General features: G+C 47.6%; 19 protein-coding genes. 11 read left to right on the top strand and 8 right to left on the bottom strand.

Annotated elements, in window-relative coordinates:
* Positions 1–471: 471 nt before the first annotated feature.
* Both J9B83_RS07455 and J9B83_RS07450 read right to left on the bottom strand, forming a co-directional pair.
* Positions 472–747, bottom strand: a complete 276-nt coding sequence (locus J9B83_RS07455) for a type II toxin-antitoxin system RelE/ParE family toxin (protein WP_211536109.1) — start codon at positions 745–747, stop codon at positions 472–474.
* Positions 740–961: a TA system antitoxin ParD family protein gene (locus tag J9B83_RS07450; RefSeq protein ID WP_211536108.1), complete on the bottom strand. Its 222-nt coding sequence runs from the start codon at positions 959–961 to the stop codon at positions 740–742. Before J9B83_RS07450 ends, J9B83_RS07455 begins: the two co-directional genes overlap by 8 nt.
* A 358-nt stretch (positions 962–1,319) precedes the next feature.
* Here J9B83_RS07450 and J9B83_RS07445 point away from each other — a divergent pair, with 358 nt between their 5' ends.
* Positions 1,320–1,583, top strand: a complete 264-nt coding sequence (locus J9B83_RS07445) for a BrnT family toxin (RefSeq protein WP_211536107.1) — start codon at positions 1,320–1,322, stop codon at positions 1,581–1,583.
* The gene (brnA, locus tag J9B83_RS07440; RefSeq protein ID WP_211536106.1) at positions 1,573–1,818 is read left to right on the top strand and encodes a type II toxin-antitoxin system BrnA family antitoxin; all 246 of its coding nucleotides are present in this window, start codon (positions 1,573–1,575) and stop codon (positions 1,816–1,818) included. Before J9B83_RS07445 ends, brnA begins: the two co-directional genes overlap by 11 nt.
* 294 nt (positions 1,819–2,112) lie before the next feature.
* Here brnA and J9B83_RS07435 read toward each other — a convergent pair whose 3' ends face one another.
* Positions 2,113–3,000 (bottom strand): LysR family transcriptional regulator, encoded by an 888-nt coding sequence (locus J9B83_RS07435; protein WP_211536105.1) that lies wholly within the window; start codon positions 2,998–3,000, stop codon positions 2,113–2,115.
* Positions 3,001–3,127: 127 nt separating this feature from the next.
* On the opposite strand from J9B83_RS07435, the gene J9B83_RS07430 reads away from it, so the two are divergent.
* Positions 3,128–3,646 carry a lactoylglutathione lyase family protein gene (locus J9B83_RS07430; protein WP_211536104.1) on the top strand — a complete coding sequence of 173 codons (519 nt, stop codon included), beginning with the start codon at positions 3,128–3,130 and terminating at the stop codon, positions 3,644–3,646.
* A gap of 184 nt (positions 3,647–3,830) precedes the next feature.
* Positions 3,831–4,280 (top strand): DUF302 domain-containing protein, encoded by a 450-nt coding sequence (locus J9B83_RS07425; RefSeq protein WP_211536103.1) that lies wholly within the window; start codon positions 3,831–3,833, stop codon positions 4,278–4,280.
* 102 nt (positions 4,281–4,382) lie between these two features.
* Here the strand turns inward: J9B83_RS07425 and J9B83_RS07420 are convergent, their stop codons facing one another.
* On the bottom strand, positions 4,383–5,216 hold the full coding sequence (locus tag J9B83_RS07420; protein ID WP_211536102.1) for a LysR family transcriptional regulator: 834 nt from the start codon (positions 5,214–5,216) through the stop codon (positions 4,383–4,385).
* Between the two features lie 142 nt (positions 5,217–5,358).
* Here J9B83_RS07420 and J9B83_RS07415 point away from each other — a divergent pair, with 142 nt between their 5' ends.
* Positions 5,359–6,564: a YbfB/YjiJ family MFS transporter gene (locus tag J9B83_RS07415; protein WP_211536101.1), complete on the top strand. Its 1,206-nt coding sequence runs from the start codon at positions 5,359–5,361 to the stop codon at positions 6,562–6,564.
* Between the two features lie 42 nt (positions 6,565–6,606).
* Here the strand turns inward: J9B83_RS07415 and J9B83_RS07410 are convergent, their stop codons facing one another.
* A complete protein-coding gene (locus J9B83_RS07410) occupies positions 6,607–7,359 on the bottom strand; it encodes an IclR family transcriptional regulator (protein ID WP_211536100.1) in 753 nt (250 codons plus the stop codon).
* Positions 7,360–7,565: 206 nt separating this feature from the next.
* On the opposite strand from J9B83_RS07410, the gene metC reads away from it, so the two are divergent.
* From metC to J9B83_RS07380, 6 genes are read left to right on the top strand one after another with little or no spacing between them, the layout of a single operon-like run.
* The gene (metC, locus tag J9B83_RS07405) at positions 7,566–8,747 is read left to right on the top strand and encodes a cystathionine beta-lyase (protein ID WP_211536099.1); all 1,182 of its coding nucleotides are present in this window, start codon (positions 7,566–7,568) and stop codon (positions 8,745–8,747) included.
* A gap of 39 nt (positions 8,748–8,786) precedes the next feature.
* On the top strand, positions 8,787–9,431 hold the full coding sequence (locus J9B83_RS07400) for a VOC family protein (protein ID WP_211536098.1): 645 nt from the start codon (positions 8,787–8,789) through the stop codon (positions 9,429–9,431).
* Between the two features lie 42 nt (positions 9,432–9,473).
* Positions 9,474–10,772, top strand: a complete 1,299-nt coding sequence (locus tag J9B83_RS07395) for an NAD(P)/FAD-dependent oxidoreductase (protein ID WP_211536097.1) — start codon at positions 9,474–9,476, stop codon at positions 10,770–10,772.
* 28 nt (positions 10,773–10,800) lie between these two features.
* Positions 10,801–12,894: a hydantoinase/oxoprolinase family protein gene (locus tag J9B83_RS07390; RefSeq protein ID WP_211536096.1), complete on the top strand. Its 2,094-nt coding sequence runs from the start codon at positions 10,801–10,803 to the stop codon at positions 12,892–12,894.
* A 1-nt stretch (position 12,895) separates the two neighbouring features.
* The gene (locus tag J9B83_RS07385) at positions 12,896–14,542 is read left to right on the top strand and encodes a hydantoinase B/oxoprolinase family protein (RefSeq protein WP_211536095.1); all 1,647 of its coding nucleotides are present in this window, start codon (positions 12,896–12,898) and stop codon (positions 14,540–14,542) included.
* A gap of 39 nt (positions 14,543–14,581) precedes the next feature.
* Positions 14,582–15,337: an SDR family NAD(P)-dependent oxidoreductase gene (locus J9B83_RS07380; protein WP_211536094.1), complete on the top strand. Its 756-nt coding sequence runs from the start codon at positions 14,582–14,584 to the stop codon at positions 15,335–15,337.
* Positions 15,338–15,411: 74 nt separating this feature from the next.
* On the opposite strand, the gene dxs is transcribed toward J9B83_RS07380, so the two are convergent.
* The 3 genes from dxs to J9B83_RS07365 are packed head-to-tail and all read right to left on the bottom strand — an operon-like array spanning position 15,412 to position 18,461.
* Positions 15,412–17,289 carry a 1-deoxy-D-xylulose-5-phosphate synthase gene (dxs, locus tag J9B83_RS07375; RefSeq protein WP_211536093.1) on the bottom strand — a complete coding sequence of 626 codons (1,878 nt, stop codon included), beginning with the start codon at positions 17,287–17,289 and terminating at the stop codon, positions 15,412–15,414.
* Positions 17,290–17,340: 51 nt separating this feature from the next.
* Positions 17,341–18,222: a polyprenyl synthetase family protein gene (locus J9B83_RS07370; RefSeq protein ID WP_211536092.1), complete on the bottom strand. Its 882-nt coding sequence runs from the start codon at positions 18,220–18,222 to the stop codon at positions 17,341–17,343.
* Positions 18,219–18,461, bottom strand: a complete 243-nt coding sequence (locus tag J9B83_RS07365) for an exodeoxyribonuclease VII small subunit (protein WP_211536091.1) — start codon at positions 18,459–18,461, stop codon at positions 18,219–18,221. Before J9B83_RS07365 ends, J9B83_RS07370 begins: the two co-directional genes overlap by 4 nt.
* Positions 18,462–18,547 lie beyond the last annotated feature (86 nt).

Here is an 18,547-nt window from a genome sequence, read left to right as displayed (position 1 = left end):
AGTGAGTTGATGTGACATGGTCAGGCTCGAAGGTTAAAAATGAATTGTCTCATGCGCGGGACTTATTCGCATCTTCCCTAGATTGGCGAAGCTTAATTTTATATATATTGTCTGCGCCTGATAGCTTAGATCCTAGTATGTGAGGATTAGTTAGGCGTTCAATTAGTTTTTCTTAAATTGACTTTTGAGTGTAGCGCCTAGCTAGTTTGTTCTATTTTTTAGTGCGCTTTTCTTGAATTCGAGATTATAAGTCATCAATATTTACCGAAATGGTACTTTCATTGGATTTGCTTTGAACTCAGTGATACTGGCTGCAACATCAGCTAAAATTCTAGTGGTCATTTTAAAGGTCTCTTATTAGATCGTTTAATAAATCCATTTTTGTTGTGTTAAAGCAGTTTGACAAGCAGTTCGGCGCGGAAGCGTAGGTTAACTGGGCGTTATGATGCATGTCAGTTCAGAAGATATTTTTCATATCGCGATAAAATTCTCATGAGAACCTAAAGCCATCAGTTCGAGAGTAACTGTGCCATCTTCGTAACTATAACCAAGTAATATAAGTTGTTTCACCATTTTAAATTTATACACGCGAAGGAAGGATAAATCGCCTTTCTTTTGCTGTCCTAAAAGCGGATCTTCAATCAGTTCTTTGATCGCGTTATCTAGATCCGCCTTTTGGTTTTTGTGTAGTTTTTTGACCGCTTTTTTAAAGGTAGGTGTTTGAAGAACTTGAGTAATCTTAGCCAAAGTTGTATTCCTCAAGTTTACCTGCTTCTTTTTCGGCTTTGGCAATGATTGCTTGTTTTACAAACTCATAGGGTAAATTGGGGTTATCTTCCATCATTTCACCGATTTTAGCCCAGTGTTCAATTTGTTTTGGTGTTGTACGGTTTAGGGCTTTAGCCATAATAGCCGCCTTATCAACCAAATCTTGGTCAAGTCGAATACTTGCAGTAGACATAATAAAATCTCCCTAGTGTGGTAAAAGAAGTGTAGCGGATTGCTACATTTGTAGCAATGAGAGTCATAGGAAAGCGTTCCAACTGAGCTCCTACTGTCACGAATTTAGGGTTCCCAAATTAGCGCCAGCAGTCTGCAAATGAACTTTGCGTTATACGCGCATGCGGGCTATTAGAATGTTATGTAACTATAGTCTGTAGTAATTCCTGAACCTATATGGCCGATAATGAAAGGCCCTTAAGCCTCGTAAGTAGAATTTGAGACCGAGTGGCTACGTTTGTGCCAATTTTTACAATGGGCGTCGAATAGCTTCTGGTTACATCTTGATATTTATTCAATAAAGGTATATTTTTTATCCCATGTATAAGTTTGAATTTGACACAAATAAAAGTAGCACCAACTTGAATAAGCATGGAATAAACTTCATTGATGCTCAAGAGCTTTGGTCTGATCCTGACTTACTTCAAGTAAAAGCAAAGTCTGAAGGTGAGCAACGCTACTTAATTATAGGAACTATTGCCGATAAATTCTGGTCTGCTGTTATTACATATCGTGAAGACACAATTAGAATTATCTCAGTTAGACGCTCACGTAAAGCAGAGGTATCAATATATGAAAGCTGAACAATTTGATCAAAAATTCGATGACAACGAAGACGATGTACTTGATGATTTAGATTTATCAACCACATCTCGACCTAATCAAACACAGAAAAGAGTGAATGTGGATTTCCCATCTTGGGTAATTGACTCTCTCGATAAAGAAGCGAGCCGTATTGGTGTAACACGCCAATCCATTATCAAGGTTTGGCTAGTCGAAAGATTGGAGCAACAAGCTGCTAATAAGCAAATCAACTAAGGTTTAAAGCCGTTGGTCATCGGTCGTTCCTCACTGATTGTAGCAAGCAATGTTTGGCAAGAATGAGCAGGCTAATTTGATCAAGGCCGACAGAAACTCTTTTCCAAATTAGTCAAAATATGGGTAGTTAGAGCGTTAGAGAAACAGAATAACGAGTGCATTTGACAGTATTACTCAGGGTCTATAAGAAGCCATAGGCTTGAACGATGATAAAAAGTAGTGCCCAGATTCCATAGAGCCCCAAGAGTTAATGTGGCTTACAACAAAATTACCTCTCTATCATCTAAAAAATCATTAAGTTGCAAAAATTCCCTTTAGTAAATCGCTGATGGTTTGGTATCTATGGGGCAGTTGCCGGTTGCGTTTTTGTACGAGGTAGAGGGTTTCTTTCACGTTGCGTTTGGTCTTTGCAATGTGGATTTGGTCTTTGTCGGGGAAGTTTTCTAAGGCGCTGGCGGGTAATACGGTAAAGCCTAGCCCTTTGGCGACGGGGAGGAGGATTTGGCTGAGTTGGTTAATGTAGCCAACGGTGGGTATGGTGTCGACATTGATGCCTGCTAATGCTTGATCGCCACAAAGGGAAAAATACAAAGATAAGTAATGCAGGGCATCTGGGTGCTTGATGAGCCCACAATCAAACAATAGTTTCTCGTTAATAGGCTGGTTTTTATACGCCTTCGGGAGCAGTAAACATAAATCTTCCTCGCCAATTATGGTGCTGTCATACAGGTTACTCGGGGTTTGAGTAACTATGCCGAAATCTACGTTAGCTGATTGCACATCGTTTAATATCTTCTGATTCGGCGCCGCTTCTAGGTGAATGTTTAAGTTGGGGTAGGTTTGTTGCAGCGACAGTAATTGGGGATACAGCAAGAGCGCCAGTGACCCAGAACAAGACAGTTTACATACACCGGAATAGGGGTCGTCAAAGCTCAAGCTTTCCATTAGCTTGGCCTCATCATCCCGTATTTTTAGCGCATAGTCATACACAATGCGCCCTTGCTCTGTGAGCTCAAAGCCTTTGTTTTCACGACGAATAAGAGAGTGGCCAGCGGCGCTTTCTAGCTTTTTAATGTGTTGGCTAACGCCTGGTTGTGTCATGTGCAGTTTTTCAGCGGTTTGTGTAAAGTGCCCAACGTCAACCAAGGTTTTAAAGGTGTGTAACCACAGGGGGTTTAGCATAGGTTAGCCGTCTTTTGATAACATAAAATTATTGTAATTATAACAATCGATAATTTCAAATAATTATAAGGCCTCCGTATAGTGAGCCTCATCAAAGGGAATCCACCCTTTCAAGTTTGAGGTTATTATGACAACACCACAACATCTACCTTATCCAAGAACCTTTTCTCACCTTGGTATTTCTGTGCCTGACTTAGAGGCGGCGGTAAAATTTTATACGGAAGTATTAGGCTGGTACATCATTATGGAGCCAACTGAGATCCTAGAAGATGACTCTGCAATAGGCGAAATGTGCTCGGAAGTATTTGGCGCTGGTTGGGAACGTTTCCGCATTGCGCATTTGTCCACGGGAGATCGTATCGGCGTTGAGCTGTTCGAATTTAAAAACCAAGAAAACCCTGAAGACAATTTTGAGTATTGGAAAACAGGCATCTTCCATTTTTGTGTACAAGATCCGAATGTTGAAGAGTTAGCGGAGCGCATTGTGGCGGCTGGCGGTAAAAAACGCATGAAAGCACCGCGTTACTATTATCCAGGTGAAAAGCCTTACCGCATGATTTACATGGAAGACCCATTTGGCAATATCCTAGAAATTTATAGCCACAGTTATGAGCTTCATTACTCAGCGGGTGCTTATAGCGCTTAGTCACCATTGAGCTGTGTGCCGTAAAAGAGGGTTTTAACGACGATAACGCACTGAGTGGGAAGTCGCTTCGTTGTAAAAAAGTGTTCGTTTGGAGTGGCGCTTGCTGAACCTTTACACGCATTGGTTTGTACACTAGGACTTTATACTGTCTAATTGGCTTTATCTAATATAAGAAGGAGTCGGTATGTTTAAGTCTATGTGTTTAAGTGCGGCGGTTATTTTGTGTCCTGTGGCGGCGAATGCGGTGGAGCCTTTATTGTCACAAGAAAGTGCGCACTCTGTTCAGGCAACAACGGATAAATTGGTGTCCATCGTCGAAAGCAAAGGGCTTAATGTCTTTGCTCGTATTGATCATGAAGCCAATGCCCATAAGATGGATTTGGAATTGCGCCCAATACAGGTGCTGATTTTCGGCAGTCCGGTGATCGGTAATAAACTGATGGAATGCTCACAAACGATCGGTATAGATTTGCCGTTAAAAGTGTTGGTGAGCGAAGACCAAGATCAGAAAGTATGGGTGACTTATCAAAACCCTCAATACCTAAAAACGCTGCATAATGTAAAAGGTTGTGACGCTGTGATTGATAAAGTGTCCGGTGCGCTAAAAGGCATAACCTCGGCAGCGGCTCAGTAAGCAAGGGCGTTACCTAAGTGGTTGTATAAGAAACAGGCTATTTTGGCCTGTTTTTTTTTATGCCTGAACTTTTTATACCTAAACTCTCTATGACTGAACTTTTTATGATTCAAACAAGGTAGCAATGGCGAGAATGTCCTCGGCCAATGGATTATCGTTTTGATAGATGAGCGATATTTTAAACGGCTCTTGGTGTTGAGTCGCCGGCCGAGCAATCAAAGAGGCCTCATAGCGGCTATTTTTTAGCATGCCTTCCCCAATCACGGTATAACCCAAGCCTGCGGCAATGCAGCCGAGTACGCCTTCGACGCTGCCCATTGTCATAACCTCTTCGCTGCCTCGTCCAGCGGTTTGTTGCCAATCAAGCGCCGCGTGCCGATAACCACAACCGATGTCTCGAACAATCATAACAGGGTTGTAATCCTGATCAGCCGGTTCCACTAAAACCAGCGGTTCCTCGATGATAGGCCGAGATATTAGGTTTTTGTGTGTTACTTGAATGCCCACGAAGGCGCAGTCTATTTTATTGCTTAGTACGGCGGAAATTAGGTTGGCACTGGTGGCGGTGTGGATTTTAGCCGCGATATGCGGGTGCGTTTTTTTCAATTGCTTGAGTGTATAAGGCAAATGAACGGCCGCAAAAGTTTCAGTGGTGCCAATTTTGAGTTCGCTGCGTCCTTTGTTGGTCAAAATAGCCGTCCTAGCTTGGTACTCTAGCTGAAGTATTTGTTGAGCATAGCCATAGAGCAAGGAGCCGTTTGGTGTCAGTTCGAGCTTGCGTCCTTGCAACGTAAACAGCTTGATGTCTAATTCATTTTCGAGCTTTTGTATGCGCATCGAGACATTAGACGGCACTGTGTTAAGGGCGATAGACGCGCTTTTTACACCACCTTCATCGACGACGGTTTTAAAGGTTTTGAGGCTAACAATTTCCATAACGTGCTTCCATCGCGTACTTTTCGAGTGGTTTTGATTATTTCGTTTCTGTTTTACTGAATGGTTTGTTCAAAACTATTCGATTTTTATGATGATTAAAAGCTTTTATAGTGTGTGTCTAATCAGACAGTAGGTTGAATATATGCAAACGAATCTCACTCGAATGAAAGTGTATATGGCGGGTATTTGCAGCTTGATCGTGACGGCGGGCGTCGCACGGTTTTCTTATACTTCTTTGCTTCCTATCATGCAGGCGGAAGCTGGCTTAAACGAAGTGGGGGCCGGTTGGTTAGCAACGGTTAATTACGCGGGGTATTTAACCGGTGTGTTGATTGTGGCTTGTTTGAATAACTTGTCCCATAAGTTTGTCTTGTATCGTTTGTATCTGGTGTTGGCGGTTATCACCACCGCGGCCATGGCGCTGACGACGAATATGTATCTCTGGTCGTTATTACGCTATGTGTCCGGCATTGGCACGTCGGCGGGGTTTATTCTGGCGTCGGGTTTGATTTTAAAGTGGTTGGTTAGCCAAGGAAAAAGAGGCGAGCTGGGCATTCACTTTTCGGGCATTGGGCTGAGTATTTTCTTTGCGGCTTTCTTAGTGGAGGTGTTACTAAGGGCGTCGGTAAGCTGGCAAGGCCAATGGTTGTACTTGTCGTTAATGGCGGTGGCTTTTGCTGTGCCGGCATGGATTTGGATGCCCAATCCGAACAAGATAGTGTCGACGCACGCCAGTCATCAGGTGATAGATAGTCCCCCGAGCCGGTCGTTCGCATGGATTATGATGGCGGCGTATTTTTGTGCGGGTTACGGTTATGTGGTGAGCGCGACTTTTATTGTGGATATTGTCGAAGGGTTTTCAGCCCTAGAAGGCCGTGGGCAACACGTTTTTATTGTACTTGGTTTGGCGGCTACACCGGCTGTATTAGCGTGGGATTTGGTGGCGCGAAAGTGGGGGTATTTAAAAGCCTTGCTGTTGGCTTATGTGCTGCAAATTGTCGGTATTGTGTTGCCTGCCGTCAGTGATAATTTGTTGGTGATTGGTATGGGAGCGATTTTGTTTGGGGCGACGTTTGTTGCTTGTGTGAGTCTCGTGTTGACGATGGCAGGGCACTTTTATCCTTCTAATCCCGCTAAGTTTATGGGCAAGATGACGTTGGCTTATGGCTCGGCGCAGATTATCGCGCCTATGTGTACTGGGTTGTTGGCGTCGTGGTTTGGGTCTTACACGCTTGGTTTGTATTTGTCGGCTGGTGTGATGTTATTGGGCGTTGCTTTGGTGGGCGTATTAATCTGGCTAGACGCACAAGAGCGCGACGAAAGTCGCGCCTTAGCAGCCAATGCTTAAAACAGAAGCGGCATGTGCTGCTAAGCAGGTGATGTTGAGAACTTAAATATCTTTTAAGGTATTGCTTAGGCTCTGAGCGGCTAGTATCACCTTGTGGGACATATTGTCGATGTCGTCTTCAGACACGTTAATCGCCGGTGCAGACACGCCGATGGCGGCAATCACCTCGTTGTTCGCTGAAAAAACCGGTGCCGCGATACTGATCACTTCTGCGCGATATTCACCGCGATCGATCGCGACGCCTTGCGCTTTTATGATGGCGACTTCTTTGTCCAATGCTTCGATGCTGGTAATGGTTTTATCGGTGTACAGAGTCAGGTTGTCGATCAGTTTTTCGCGCAGCGCATCGTATTGGAAAGCCAGCAGCGCTTTTCCTGTAGCGACGCAATGAATGGGCGCATTGCCGCCTTTTGGGGTGTAGGTTCGTACGGCTTTGGTGCTTTCTATTTTTTCAATATAAAGAGTCGACAACCCATCGAGGACGGCCAAATACACCGCTTCGCCTGTCATGCTAGAAAGGTACTGCATCTGACTGATGGAAAGTCCCGGCAAGTCGAGTTTTTCCATGATCATCTGACCTATTTTCCACGCTTTCATCGACGCAAAGTACTGTTTGTTCGCATCTTGAGTCACGTATCCCACCGCGATTAATGTCTGTAATAAGCGAAAGGTGTTGGACTTTGTCAGTTCTAAATTACGCGCCAGTTCAGAAACACCTATGCCTTTTGGTTCTGCTGCCAGAGCTTCGATAATGGATAGCCCTTTCGATAGTGTTGAATCTACCTTTCCCGTCATGACTGTGTTGCCTTTAAAAATCTATTTGAATGGCACGCAGTATAAAGAGATCCCCCTTCAAATTAAAGGTAAACCCAAACCCGCTGGTGCAATGAGGTTTTGCGTATTATTGACAAAAAATACCGTTAAATAAAACTTTTGTTTCGTATGTTGACACGATTGTTTCTTTAATATTAAAGTTAGGCTTCTTTAGTGAGGAATAAAATGTGAAAACGAGCGACGCTAACCTAACCAACGCACTGATTCATCTTGGCCGAGATCACCAAACTCGTGGTCGCTCGGTGAATCTTCCCATTTATCAAGCTTCCACTATGTTGTTCAACAACCTAGAAGAGTTTGAACAAGCCCGTGATACACGTTACGAAAAAGGCACCTTGTACTACGGACGCTACGGCACACCAGCCACGTTTGAGTTGGAAAACATGATGACGGAATTGGAACACGGCGTCGGCTGTGTGGCGGTATCGTCTGGCTTAACGGCCTGTGTGGTTTCTTTGATGGCGTTCGCGAAAGCGGGAGCGCATGTGCTAGTAGCCGACACGGTATACGGCCCGACTCGAGCGTTTTGTGACAATGTGCTGACTGGCTACGGTGTGGAGATAACCTACTTCGATCCCATGTTAGGGGCTGATTTGGCGTCTCTTGTTCAAGCGAATACAGCAGCGGTGTTTTTTGAGGCGCCAGGTTCTGGGTCATTTGAAGTGCCAGACATTCCAGCGATTGCGCACGTGGCCAGCGCCGCCGGTGCGGTGAGTATTCTTGATGGTACTTGGGCAACGCCCTTGTTGTGTCAGCCGTTAACGCTTGGTGTGGATGTGGTGGTGCATTCTGGTTCCAAATACATCAGCGGTCATTCAGACGCCATGCTTGGACTAATCGTCGCAGGGTCACAATCCCACTATGACAAAGTGAGAAAAATGAGCCTCTCGATCGGTGATCGAGCCGGTGCCAACGATGTCTTCTTGGCGTTACGTGGATTGCGCACATTAGCAGTACGTTTGCGCCAACACGCGCAGAGCACCGCCGCCTGCATCGCTTGGTTGGAGCAACAACCGAGTGTGGATCGCATACTGCATCCTTCCCATTCAGATTGCCCCGGCCATGAACATTGGCGTCGAGATTTCAGCGGATCAGCTGGGCTATTCAGCGTGGTGTTTAAACCGGGCTTAGAAAACAAAGTCCGCCATATGATCAATAATTTGAGCCTGTTTGGTATTGGCCTCAGTTGGGGCGGTTTTGAGAGTTTGATTCTTCCGGTCGATCCAAGCCCTTACCGAACAGCAACAACTTGGACGGCCACAGGCCCCACGGTGCGATTCAATATTGGTTTGGAAGACGCCGATTCATTGCTCAGTGATTTAGACGCTGGCTTTGCTTATTTATCTTAAATACGACTTACCCCAAGACATCAAATAGAGGTTATGACGATGACGATACAGAACAAAATTGATCACATTGTGATCGGTGCAGATAGCTTAGAGCAAGGCATAGCATCACTGGAAGCCTCCCTTAGCGTGACGCTTCCAAAAGCCAGCAAGCATGAAGCGATGAGCACGCATAATGCGGTCGCGCCGGTTGGAAACGAGAGTTTCATTGAGGTTTTAGCCATTGACCCCGAAGCGCCGAACCCTGGTCGAGCTCGTTGGTTTGATATGGACAACCCTCAAGTGCAAGCGCGTTTTAAAGCCTCGGCTCAGGCCTATCATTGGGTTGTGGGAACCAGCGACCTTAACGCCGTGGTTGAAAATAGCCCGATCGATTTAGGGGAAATTGTGACCTTTACCCGAGGGGAGCGCAGCTGGCGTTTGACGATTCCTAAAGACGGCTCTTTGTCTGAACAGGGTCTTATCCCGACTTTTATCGAGTGGTCTCCCGGTGCGCATCCGTCCACAGGAATGAAGGACTTAGGCATCACACTGAACCGCGTGGTGTTAACCCACCCAGATCCAGCTTCGCTTCAACAGCAACTCGATGCGCTGGGTGTTTCTCACTTAGCAAGGGTATTGGCTGGTGACACCGCTGGTATTGCTTTTGAAATGCAAAATGACCAAGGCGACAGCGTGTTGCTGTGAGCGATTTGAGTGTCCAATTAGGGTAAACAGAGGGGTTGTCAGATGACGTTAAAAGACAGTGAAAAAACAACAGGGGTAAGCCAGCCGATTTCCTTATGGGATTTGTCGGCACCTTCTACTTCTGAAGAAGCGCTATTAGAGGGCGACATTGTGACAGACGTCGCCATTATTGGTGGCGGCTACACAGGTTCTTCCACCGCATTGCACTTGGCAGAAATGGGCATCGAGTGTGTGGTGCTTGAAGCCGAGAAAATAGGTTTTGGTGGTTCTGGTCGAAATTGTGGCATGGTCAATCCTGGTATTTGGCTGCCACCTCAAGATGTGCGTACCGTATTGGGCGACGAATCGGCCGATCGCTTTTTGGATGTCATGGGGCGCGCACCGGATACGGTTTTTTCACTGATCGACCGCTTTGACATGAAGTGCGAGGCGACACGAAATGGCACTATTCATGCAGCCCATTCTCCGACTGGCTTTAAAGAGCTGTCTGCCCGAGCCCAAGAATGGCAGCGCCGTGGACGCGAGGTGACGCTACTGGATGCCGATCAAACGCAAAACAAAATCGGTACGCCTTATTTTTACGGCGGACTACTTGACCCGAAAGCGGGCACGGTTAACCCAATGGGGTATGCCCGTGAGTTGGCGGCCGCAGCCGTTTCCAAAGGGGCAGTGATTTACTCGCAGACACGGGCATTAAACTTGAGTCAGGTGAACGGTAAATGGCAAGTTCGTACCCAGCGTGGCACAGTAACCGCCAATCAAGTTGTTATCGGTGGCAATGCGTACAACGACGATTTGTGGCCTGGACTAAAGCAGGCTTACACGCCGATCCATTTTTATCAGGTGGCGACCAAGCCTTTGGGCAAGATAGCCGATAAGATTTTGCCTGGAGCACAAAGTGTCTGGGACACAGGGTTGGTGATGTTTTCGGTGCGAAAAGACCAGTTTGGACGCTTAATTGTAGGCAGCATGGGCAAATTGGCCGGTAAGGACAACAGTCAGTCAGAATACTGGGCACAGAAACGCATCAATCAAATGTTTCCTTTTCTTGGCAAAGTGGAATTTGAAAAAGCCTGGCACGGCAAAATTGCCATGACACCAGACCATTTGCCGCGCATCCATATTTTGGCGCCTGGTTTGTACACGGCCGTTGGCTTCAATGGTCGAGGCATTACCACAGGAACCGTGTGTGGCGAAGCCATGGCGCAATTGTTAACGGGTGCACCAGAGAAGAACATTATGTTGCCGGTAACCGGGTTGATAAAAGATCGAGCCGCCTTCATTCGAGAGCCAACCTACGAGGCTTGTTTCAAAGCTTGGCGCTATTACAAAAGCATTTAACGCAGTATCAGAATAGGAGAAGTGAGACATGACGCAACAGCAAGCTCGAGTCGGTGTGGATATTGGTGGCACCTTTACGGACATCGCACTGGATTTAAACGGTACGCTTTTTACCGGTAAGGTACTGACCAATTACCACCAACCAGAACAGGCGATTTTAGACGGTATTCATCTGGTTTGTGAGCGCGCAGGTATTGCCGTAACAGAGATTACCACCGTGATTCACGGCACCACCTTGGTGACCAACTCATTGATCGAACGACGTGGCGCTCGTACGGCGTTTATCACTACGGACGGCTTTCGAGACGTGGTGGAAATGCGTACCGAAAACCGCTTCGAACAATACGACTTGAACTTGACCCTGCCAACGCCACTGGTCAAACGAACCGATCGTTACACCGTAAAAGAACGTGTGAGTGCGACAGGTGAAGTGATTACCGACATAGCCCCGAGCGAGTTAGAAGCCTTGGTGAAACGTATTTTGGCAGAAGGCTACGAAGCGATTGCTGTTGGTTTTATTCATTCTTATGCCAATGACGTGAACGAAGTAGCGGTTCAAAAAGCCTTTGCTGACGCAGCGCCAGAGTTAAGTGTGTCTATCTCTAGCCATGTGTCGCCACAAATGCGCGAGTTTCAGCGCTTTAATACCGTGATCGCCAATGCCTATGTTCGACCACAAGTGTCGGCGTATTTAGGGCGTTTGGTTGAGCGATTAAAGTCAACTGGCGTGACTTGTCCTGTTTTCATGATGCATTCTGCGGGCGGTCTAATCAGTGTTGACACCGCGTCGGAGTTCCCTGTCAGATTGCTGGAGTCAGGCCCAGCGGGTGGGGCAATTTTTGCGGCCAAATTTGCCGGCAGTTACGGTGAAAACCAAGTGGTGTCTTTTGACATGGGCGGCACCACTGCCAAAATTTGTCTTATCGAAGACGGCAAACCCAAAACAGCCAACACCTTTGAGGTGGCCAGAACCTATCGTTTTGCGAAAGGCTCAGGCATGCCATTGTCAACGCCTGTGGTGGAAATGGTCGAAATCGGAGCGGGCGGCGGTTCCATCGCTCACGTTGATGACATGAAACAGATTCGAGTCGGACCTAAATCGGCGGCATCGGAACCGGGTCCTGCCTGTTACCAACGGGGTGGTGAGCATCCAACGGTAACCGATGCCAACTTGTTGTTGGGTCGTTTGGACCCTGACTTGTTTGCTGGCGGCGAAATTCCTTTGTCTGTTCCCTTGGCCGGTGAAGCGATGACGAGCAAGGTGGCCTCTGTTGCCGGACTAGATCAGCAGCAAGCGGCCTTTGGCGTAACAGAAGTGGTCGACGAAAACATGGCCAACGCCGCCCGCGTACACACGGTCGAAAACGGCAAAGAAATTGGCAATTTCACCATGATCGCCTTTGGCGGTGGCGCGCCTTTACACGCTTGTCGTTTGTGCGAAAAATTGAGCATGGATTACTTGGTTATCCCACCGGGTGCTGGCGTGGGCTCGGCGATTGGTTTCTTAAATGCGCCTTTTTCCTATGAAGCGACCAAAGGCATGTACCAACGCCTCACGGATTTTGACCCACAACGCATTAATGCTCTGCTCAGCTCGTTACGCGCGGAAGCCTTGGAATTTGTCCAGCGTGGAGCAGGTGACATAGACACGACCACCAAGGTTCAAGCCTTTATGCGCTATACCGGACAAGGCGGCGAAATTGGTATTGATATCGATTACAAAGACTATGTCGCAGGCGATGTGGAGACATTCCGCGCCCAGTTTGAAGCCGGTTATCACCGTTTATTTGGTCGTACGATCGACGGTTTGGGCATTGAAATTACCAACTGGTCGATTACCGTGGCCTCAACATTAGCGCCTGTCGAACCGATCACATTGCGTCGTTCAGGTCAGCAAATTGCCATCACTAAAACACGTGAGTTTTTTGACGCGGCACTGCGCAAAGTGGTTACCGCGGCCGAAGTAGAGCGTCATACATTGCAACCCGGAGATGCCGTTTCTGGCCCGGCAGTTATTGTGGAGGATGAAACCTCGACCATAGTGACAACAGGCTATACCGTCGTCGCACAGGATGATAAGTCCATGTTGCTGGTGAACAAAAAAATCATGGAGACTATTTAAGATGACATTAAGCAAGGTCGATTATCAAATTATGTGGAACCGCTTAGTGGCGGTGGTAGAAGAGCAAGCGACAACGCTTATTCGCACGGCGTTTTCAACTTCAGTGCGAGAAGCAGGGGATTTGTCGGCGGGCGTATTCGATTGTCGTGGTCGAATGATAGCGCAAGCCGTGACCGGTACGCCTGGTCACGTGAACGCCATGGCGGAATCTGTGCCGCACTTTATTGAAGAAATTGGTCCGAACAATATTTGCGAAGGCGATGTGTATCTAACCAATGACCCTTGGAAGGGAACGGGGCATTTGCACGATTTCACTATGGTGTCGCCTGCTTTTTACCAAGGTAAGCATGTGGGCTTTTTTGCCGCCACGGCACACGTTGTTGATATTGGTGGACGTGGTTATGGGCCCGATGCCAATGAAGTGTACGAAGAAGGTTTGTTGGTGCCAATTATGAAGTTCATCGATCAAGGTGAGGTGAATAAAGGACTTGTAAACATCATTCGCAATAACGTACGCGAACAAGATCAAGTGATTGGGGATTTGTACTCGTTGGCGGCCTGTAATGCGGCGGGCGATGCACGCTTGATGGACATGATGAATGAATTTAATTTGCTAGAGTTGGAAACGCTGTCCGATTTCATCATCGATAATAGCCGCGCGGCTACTTTGGCGCGTATCGACGCCTTACCAGATGGCACTTATTACAATGACATGATGGTCGATGGCTACGAAGCCGCAGTGGACATGCGTGTTGCCTTGACGATTGCAGGCGACACTTTATTGGCGGACTTTGCTGGTACGTCTGGGCCGAGTAAATTTGGTGTGAATGTTCCCATGGTGTACACCCGCGCCTACGCTTGTTACGGCTTAAAGTGTGCGATTGCGCCAGACATTCCAAACAACACCGGCTCGCTAAAACCCTTTGATGTGACCGCCCCAGAAGGCTGTATTTTGAATGCGCCTCACCCGGCACCTGTGTCAGTGCGCCATGTATTGGGGCATTTTGTTCCCGATGTGGTGTTAGGTGCCTTGCACAAATGCATTCCTGGTGTGGCCCCCGCCGAAGGTGCCAGTGCCTTATGGAATGTGTTGTTGAGTGCGCGTCCGACGGACCCAACTTCAGGCTTGCGATCTTCTGAAATCTTGATGTTTAACTCTGGCGGCATGGGCGCAAGAGCCACTTTGGATGGACTCAGCGCGACCGCGTTTCCATCTGGGGTCAGCACCATGTCAGCAGAAGCCACTGAATATGTTGGCCCATTGACGATTTGGCAAAAAGACCTACTGGAAGGCTCCGGCGGTAGCGGAGAGTTTCGTGGCGGCCTAGGGCAAACCATCGTCATCAGTGCGAATGAGGGTTATGAACTGTACTTTAATGCCATGTTTGACCGCATTCAGTTTCCTGCCCGTGGGCGTGAGCAGGGTAAAAGCGGTGGTGTGGGCAGCGTTATGCTCGATGACGGCACAGTGCTAAAAGGCAAGGGCCGACAACTGATTCCCGCTGGACGGAAATTGATTCTGCAGCTCCCTGGCGGTGGCGGTTATGGCGATCCGAAAAAACGGCCAGAAGCCTTGGTGCGAGCCGACTTAGAAGCAGGCTACATTACACAAGATCAAGCGGTGAACGACTACGGTCTGACACTGTAAATACTGAACACTCAAGCATTTTATAAGTAGGATGAAACGATGACAAATAAGACGAAATTGGCATTAGTAACGGGCGCTGCGCAAGGAATTGGTTTGGCGTGTGCAGAAGCATTAGCTGAAGATGGTTACAAAATTATCTTAGCCGACATACAAGAAGAGACGGTTCAGCGTGCGGCTGAGACAATGGGGAATGGTACCGCTGCGTACGTTTGCGACATGGGGGATTCTGCGCAAATTTTAGCCATGTTTGATCGCATTGAAGCAGAGCACGGCCCTGTGCATTGTTTGGTCAATAATGCGGGCATTGCTAACCCTGGCGACTTTTTAACCTTGGAAGAGTCACAATTTCGTAAAGTGATCGATGTGAATTTAACGGGAACATTTATCGCCTTACAGCGTGCTGCAAAAAGCATGGTAGAGCATAAAATCCACGGTTCTATTGTGAACATGACCTCGATTAATGCACAAGTGGCGATCCCGAGCATCGCCGCTTACTGCGCTTCCAAAGGCGGCGCCATGCAGTTGACCAAGGTGGCGGCGCTTGCCTTGGCGAAAAATGGCATTCGAGTGAATGCGGTCGGTCCAGGCTCTATTGATACCGAAATGATGGCAGGGGTGAACGCAAACCCAGAGGCGATGAAAAATGTCTTGAGCCGTACGCCATTGGGTCGTATCGGCACACCGCGTGAAATTGGTGATACGGTTGCCTTTTTGGCCAGTGACAAAGCCAGCTACATTACTGGGGAAACCATTTACGTAGACGGTGGACGCTTAGGCCTAAACTACACCTGTTAATATTCAGTAAACACAAAAAAACACCATGACGATTTGATTCATCATGGTGTTTTTTTATGTCGTTATCAAACAGATTACAGGGCGCTGAGTTTGCCCCGAATGCTTTTCAAAATGCCTGCTTCATCTAAGCCGACTTTTGCCAACATGGATTGATGAGTGGCGTGTTCTTCGTATTGATCTGGCAGACCCAGTTGCAACACAGGTACTTGAATGTGATTGGCTTGTAAGAACTCAACCACGGCCGACCCCGCGCCGCCCATAATGGCGTTTTCTTCTACGGTGACAAAGAGCATGGCGTCTTTGTGAGCCAGTAAGGCGTTTTCATCCAAAGGTTTTACAAAGCGCATGTCGAGTAGCGTTGCGTCTAGCTCGTTGGCCGCCTGTAAGGCGTCGTAAGTAGGACGACCAAAGGCACAAATCACAATCCCAGATTCACCCTTTCGTAAAGTACGAGATTGGCCTAATTCAATGGTGGACAAGGTCGGCTCGATCGCCACTCCTTGACCTGTGCCACGAGGGTAGCGCACCGCGGCAGGGCCCTTGTATTCGTAGCCGGTTTGCAGCATTTTACGACATTCGTCTTCGTCGGACGGTGCCATTACTACCATGTTTGGAATGCAGCGCAGGTAACTTAAATCGTACACGCCCGCATGAGTTGGGCCGTCTTCGCCCACTAAGCCAGCGCGATCAATGGCAAACAAAACGTCTAAGTTTTGCAGAGCCACATCGTGAATTAATTGATCGTAGGCGCGTTGTAAAAACGTGGAATAAATGGCTACCACGGGTTTAATCCCATCGCAGGCCATACCGGCGGCTAAGGTGACAGCGTGTTGTTCCGCAATGGCAACATCGAAGTAACGATCGGGGAAGCGTTCAGCAAATTCGATTAAATCTGAGCCTTCTTTCATGGCTGGAGTGATACCAACGACCTTGTCGTCTTGTTCGGCCACATCGCATAACCATTGACCGAAAACGTTGCAGTATTTAGGGCGTTTTACTTTTTGGACATTAGGCTTTGGATCAGGCTCGATTTTGTTAATGGCGTGATAACCAATAGGATCACCTTCGGCTGGTTCAAAGCCCTTGCCTTTTTTGGTGATCACATGCAAAAACTGTGGGCCAGTGCGGTCTTTCAAGTTCGCAATGGTGGCAAGCAAATGATCGATGTCGTGACCGTCGATTGGGCCAATGTAATTAAATCCCAGTTCTTCGAACATCATGCCAGGGGATACCATGCCTTTCATGTGTTCTTCGGCTTTACGTGCTAATTCGAGGGCAGAGGGCAGACCTGAAAAAACTTTCTGGCCGCTACGTCGAATGTTGTCATAAGTTTTACTGGCCCAAATACGCGCAAAGTAGCTTGATAGGGCGCCGACAGGTTTTGAAATAGACATCTCATTGTCATTAAGAATGACCAGCATGTCGGCTTTGACATCACCGGCATGATTTAACGCTTCAAAAGCCATACCTGCGGACATGGCGCCATCGCCAATAATAGCCACGGCTTTGCGCCCCGTGTTTAACTGTCGAGCGGCTAATGACATACCCAAAGCCGCGCCAATCGAGGTGCTCGAATGACCCACGCCAAAGGTGTCGTATTCACTTTCTTCACGCTTAGGAAAACCCGAAATACCGTTTTCTTGGCGGATATTCAGCAAAGCGTCCCGTCGACCAGTGAGTATTTTATGAGGATAGGCTTGATGGCCCACATCCCAAACGATGCGATCTTCGGGTGTGTTGTATAAGTAATGCAGTGCCACGGTCAGTTCAACCACGCCAAGGCCAGCGCCAAAGTGACCGCCTGTTTGACCGACGCTGTAGAGCATGAATTCACGTAATTCACGCACCAAGGTTGGTAATTGCTCTTTCTTAAAAGCACGCAAGTCTGCCGTACAATTAACTTGGTCAAGCAAGGGGGTGTTGGGTCGTGCTGTGGGTATCTCTTCGAACATGGGCACAGGTATCGTCACGTATAAGTTAATCTAAAAAAGTGCACAATTATATCAGTGGTTGCGGCCAATAATATAGTTCGCCAACTCAACTAATGGCTGTGCTGCACTACCAAAAGGAGAAATAGCCGATATAGCCTGCTTGTGCAACGAGGCCGCTAATGCTTGAGCGCCTTCTAAGCCTAATAACTTAGGGTAGGTTGGCTTGTTGGCATCTTCATCGGAAAACTGGGTTTTGCCCAATGTGGCGGTGTCGCTCGTAATGTCGATGATGTCATCTTGTACTTGAAACGCCAGTCCAATGGCCGCAGCATAAGCGTCTAGAGCTGCAAAATCGTCTGCTTTCGTGGCACCGGTACTGATGGCACCCATCCGAATGCTGGCGCGAATTAAAGCGCCTGTTTTGTGCTGATGCATTTGCTCTAGCGCGCGAATGTCTATTTGTACGCCGACATTGGCTAAATCGATCATTTGACCTGTGACCATACCATGACGACCTGATGCGTAGACAAGCTCCTGAATCAACTGTATCTGACGAGACGGATTGTCGTGTTTGACTTGGCTGAGCAATTCGAAAGCAAAGGTTTGTAGCGCATCGCCGGCTAGAATCGCCGTGGCTTCATCGTATTGGATGTGGCAGGTGGGCTTGCCTCGACGCAAGTCGTCGTCGTCCATAGCGGGTAAATCGTCGTGGATTAAAGAGTAGGCGTGGATCGATTCTATCGCCGCGGCACTGGCATCGGTAAGGCTATTGGCTTCGCCGAATAATCCCGCTGCGGCGTAAGTCAGCATAGGCCGGACACGTTTTCCGCCGTTAAACACACTATAGGACATGGCGTCTTGTAAATGCTGAGCTGGCTCATAGGTGGTCAAATTTTGCGTTAAATAATCATCGACTCTAGTGCGCGCATAGTGAGAAAAATCGTCTAGGGTCACGAGTCGGATTCCGGGTCAAAGGTTTCTAGGTGTTCGCCGTTTTGTTTTTCGAGCAAAATTTGAACTTTTTGTTCCGCTTGTGTCAGAACAGATTGGCACTCTTGGCTCAGCTTAACGCCTTTTTCAAAGGCTTTTAACGCGTCTTCCAAAGACAGCTGATTGGATTCGAGTTGAGTAACTAAGGTATCTAGTTCGCCGAGGTTTTCTTCGAAATAGCGAACGCTGTTTTTTCGGGACATGATGACTACTCTTATTTTAACCTATGTTTTGTACCAGAAAATGACGCATGGTTCGAGGCAGTGTTAATGAAAATTACAAAAATCCT

The organism is Marinomonas vulgaris (genome assembly GCF_018145875.1).
GTDB lineage: Bacteria > Pseudomonadota > Gammaproteobacteria > Pseudomonadales > Marinomonadaceae > Marinomonas > Marinomonas vulgaris.
The sequence above is the reverse complement of the archived record's forward strand: the minus strand, read 5'-3'. Positions and strand labels throughout refer to the sequence as shown.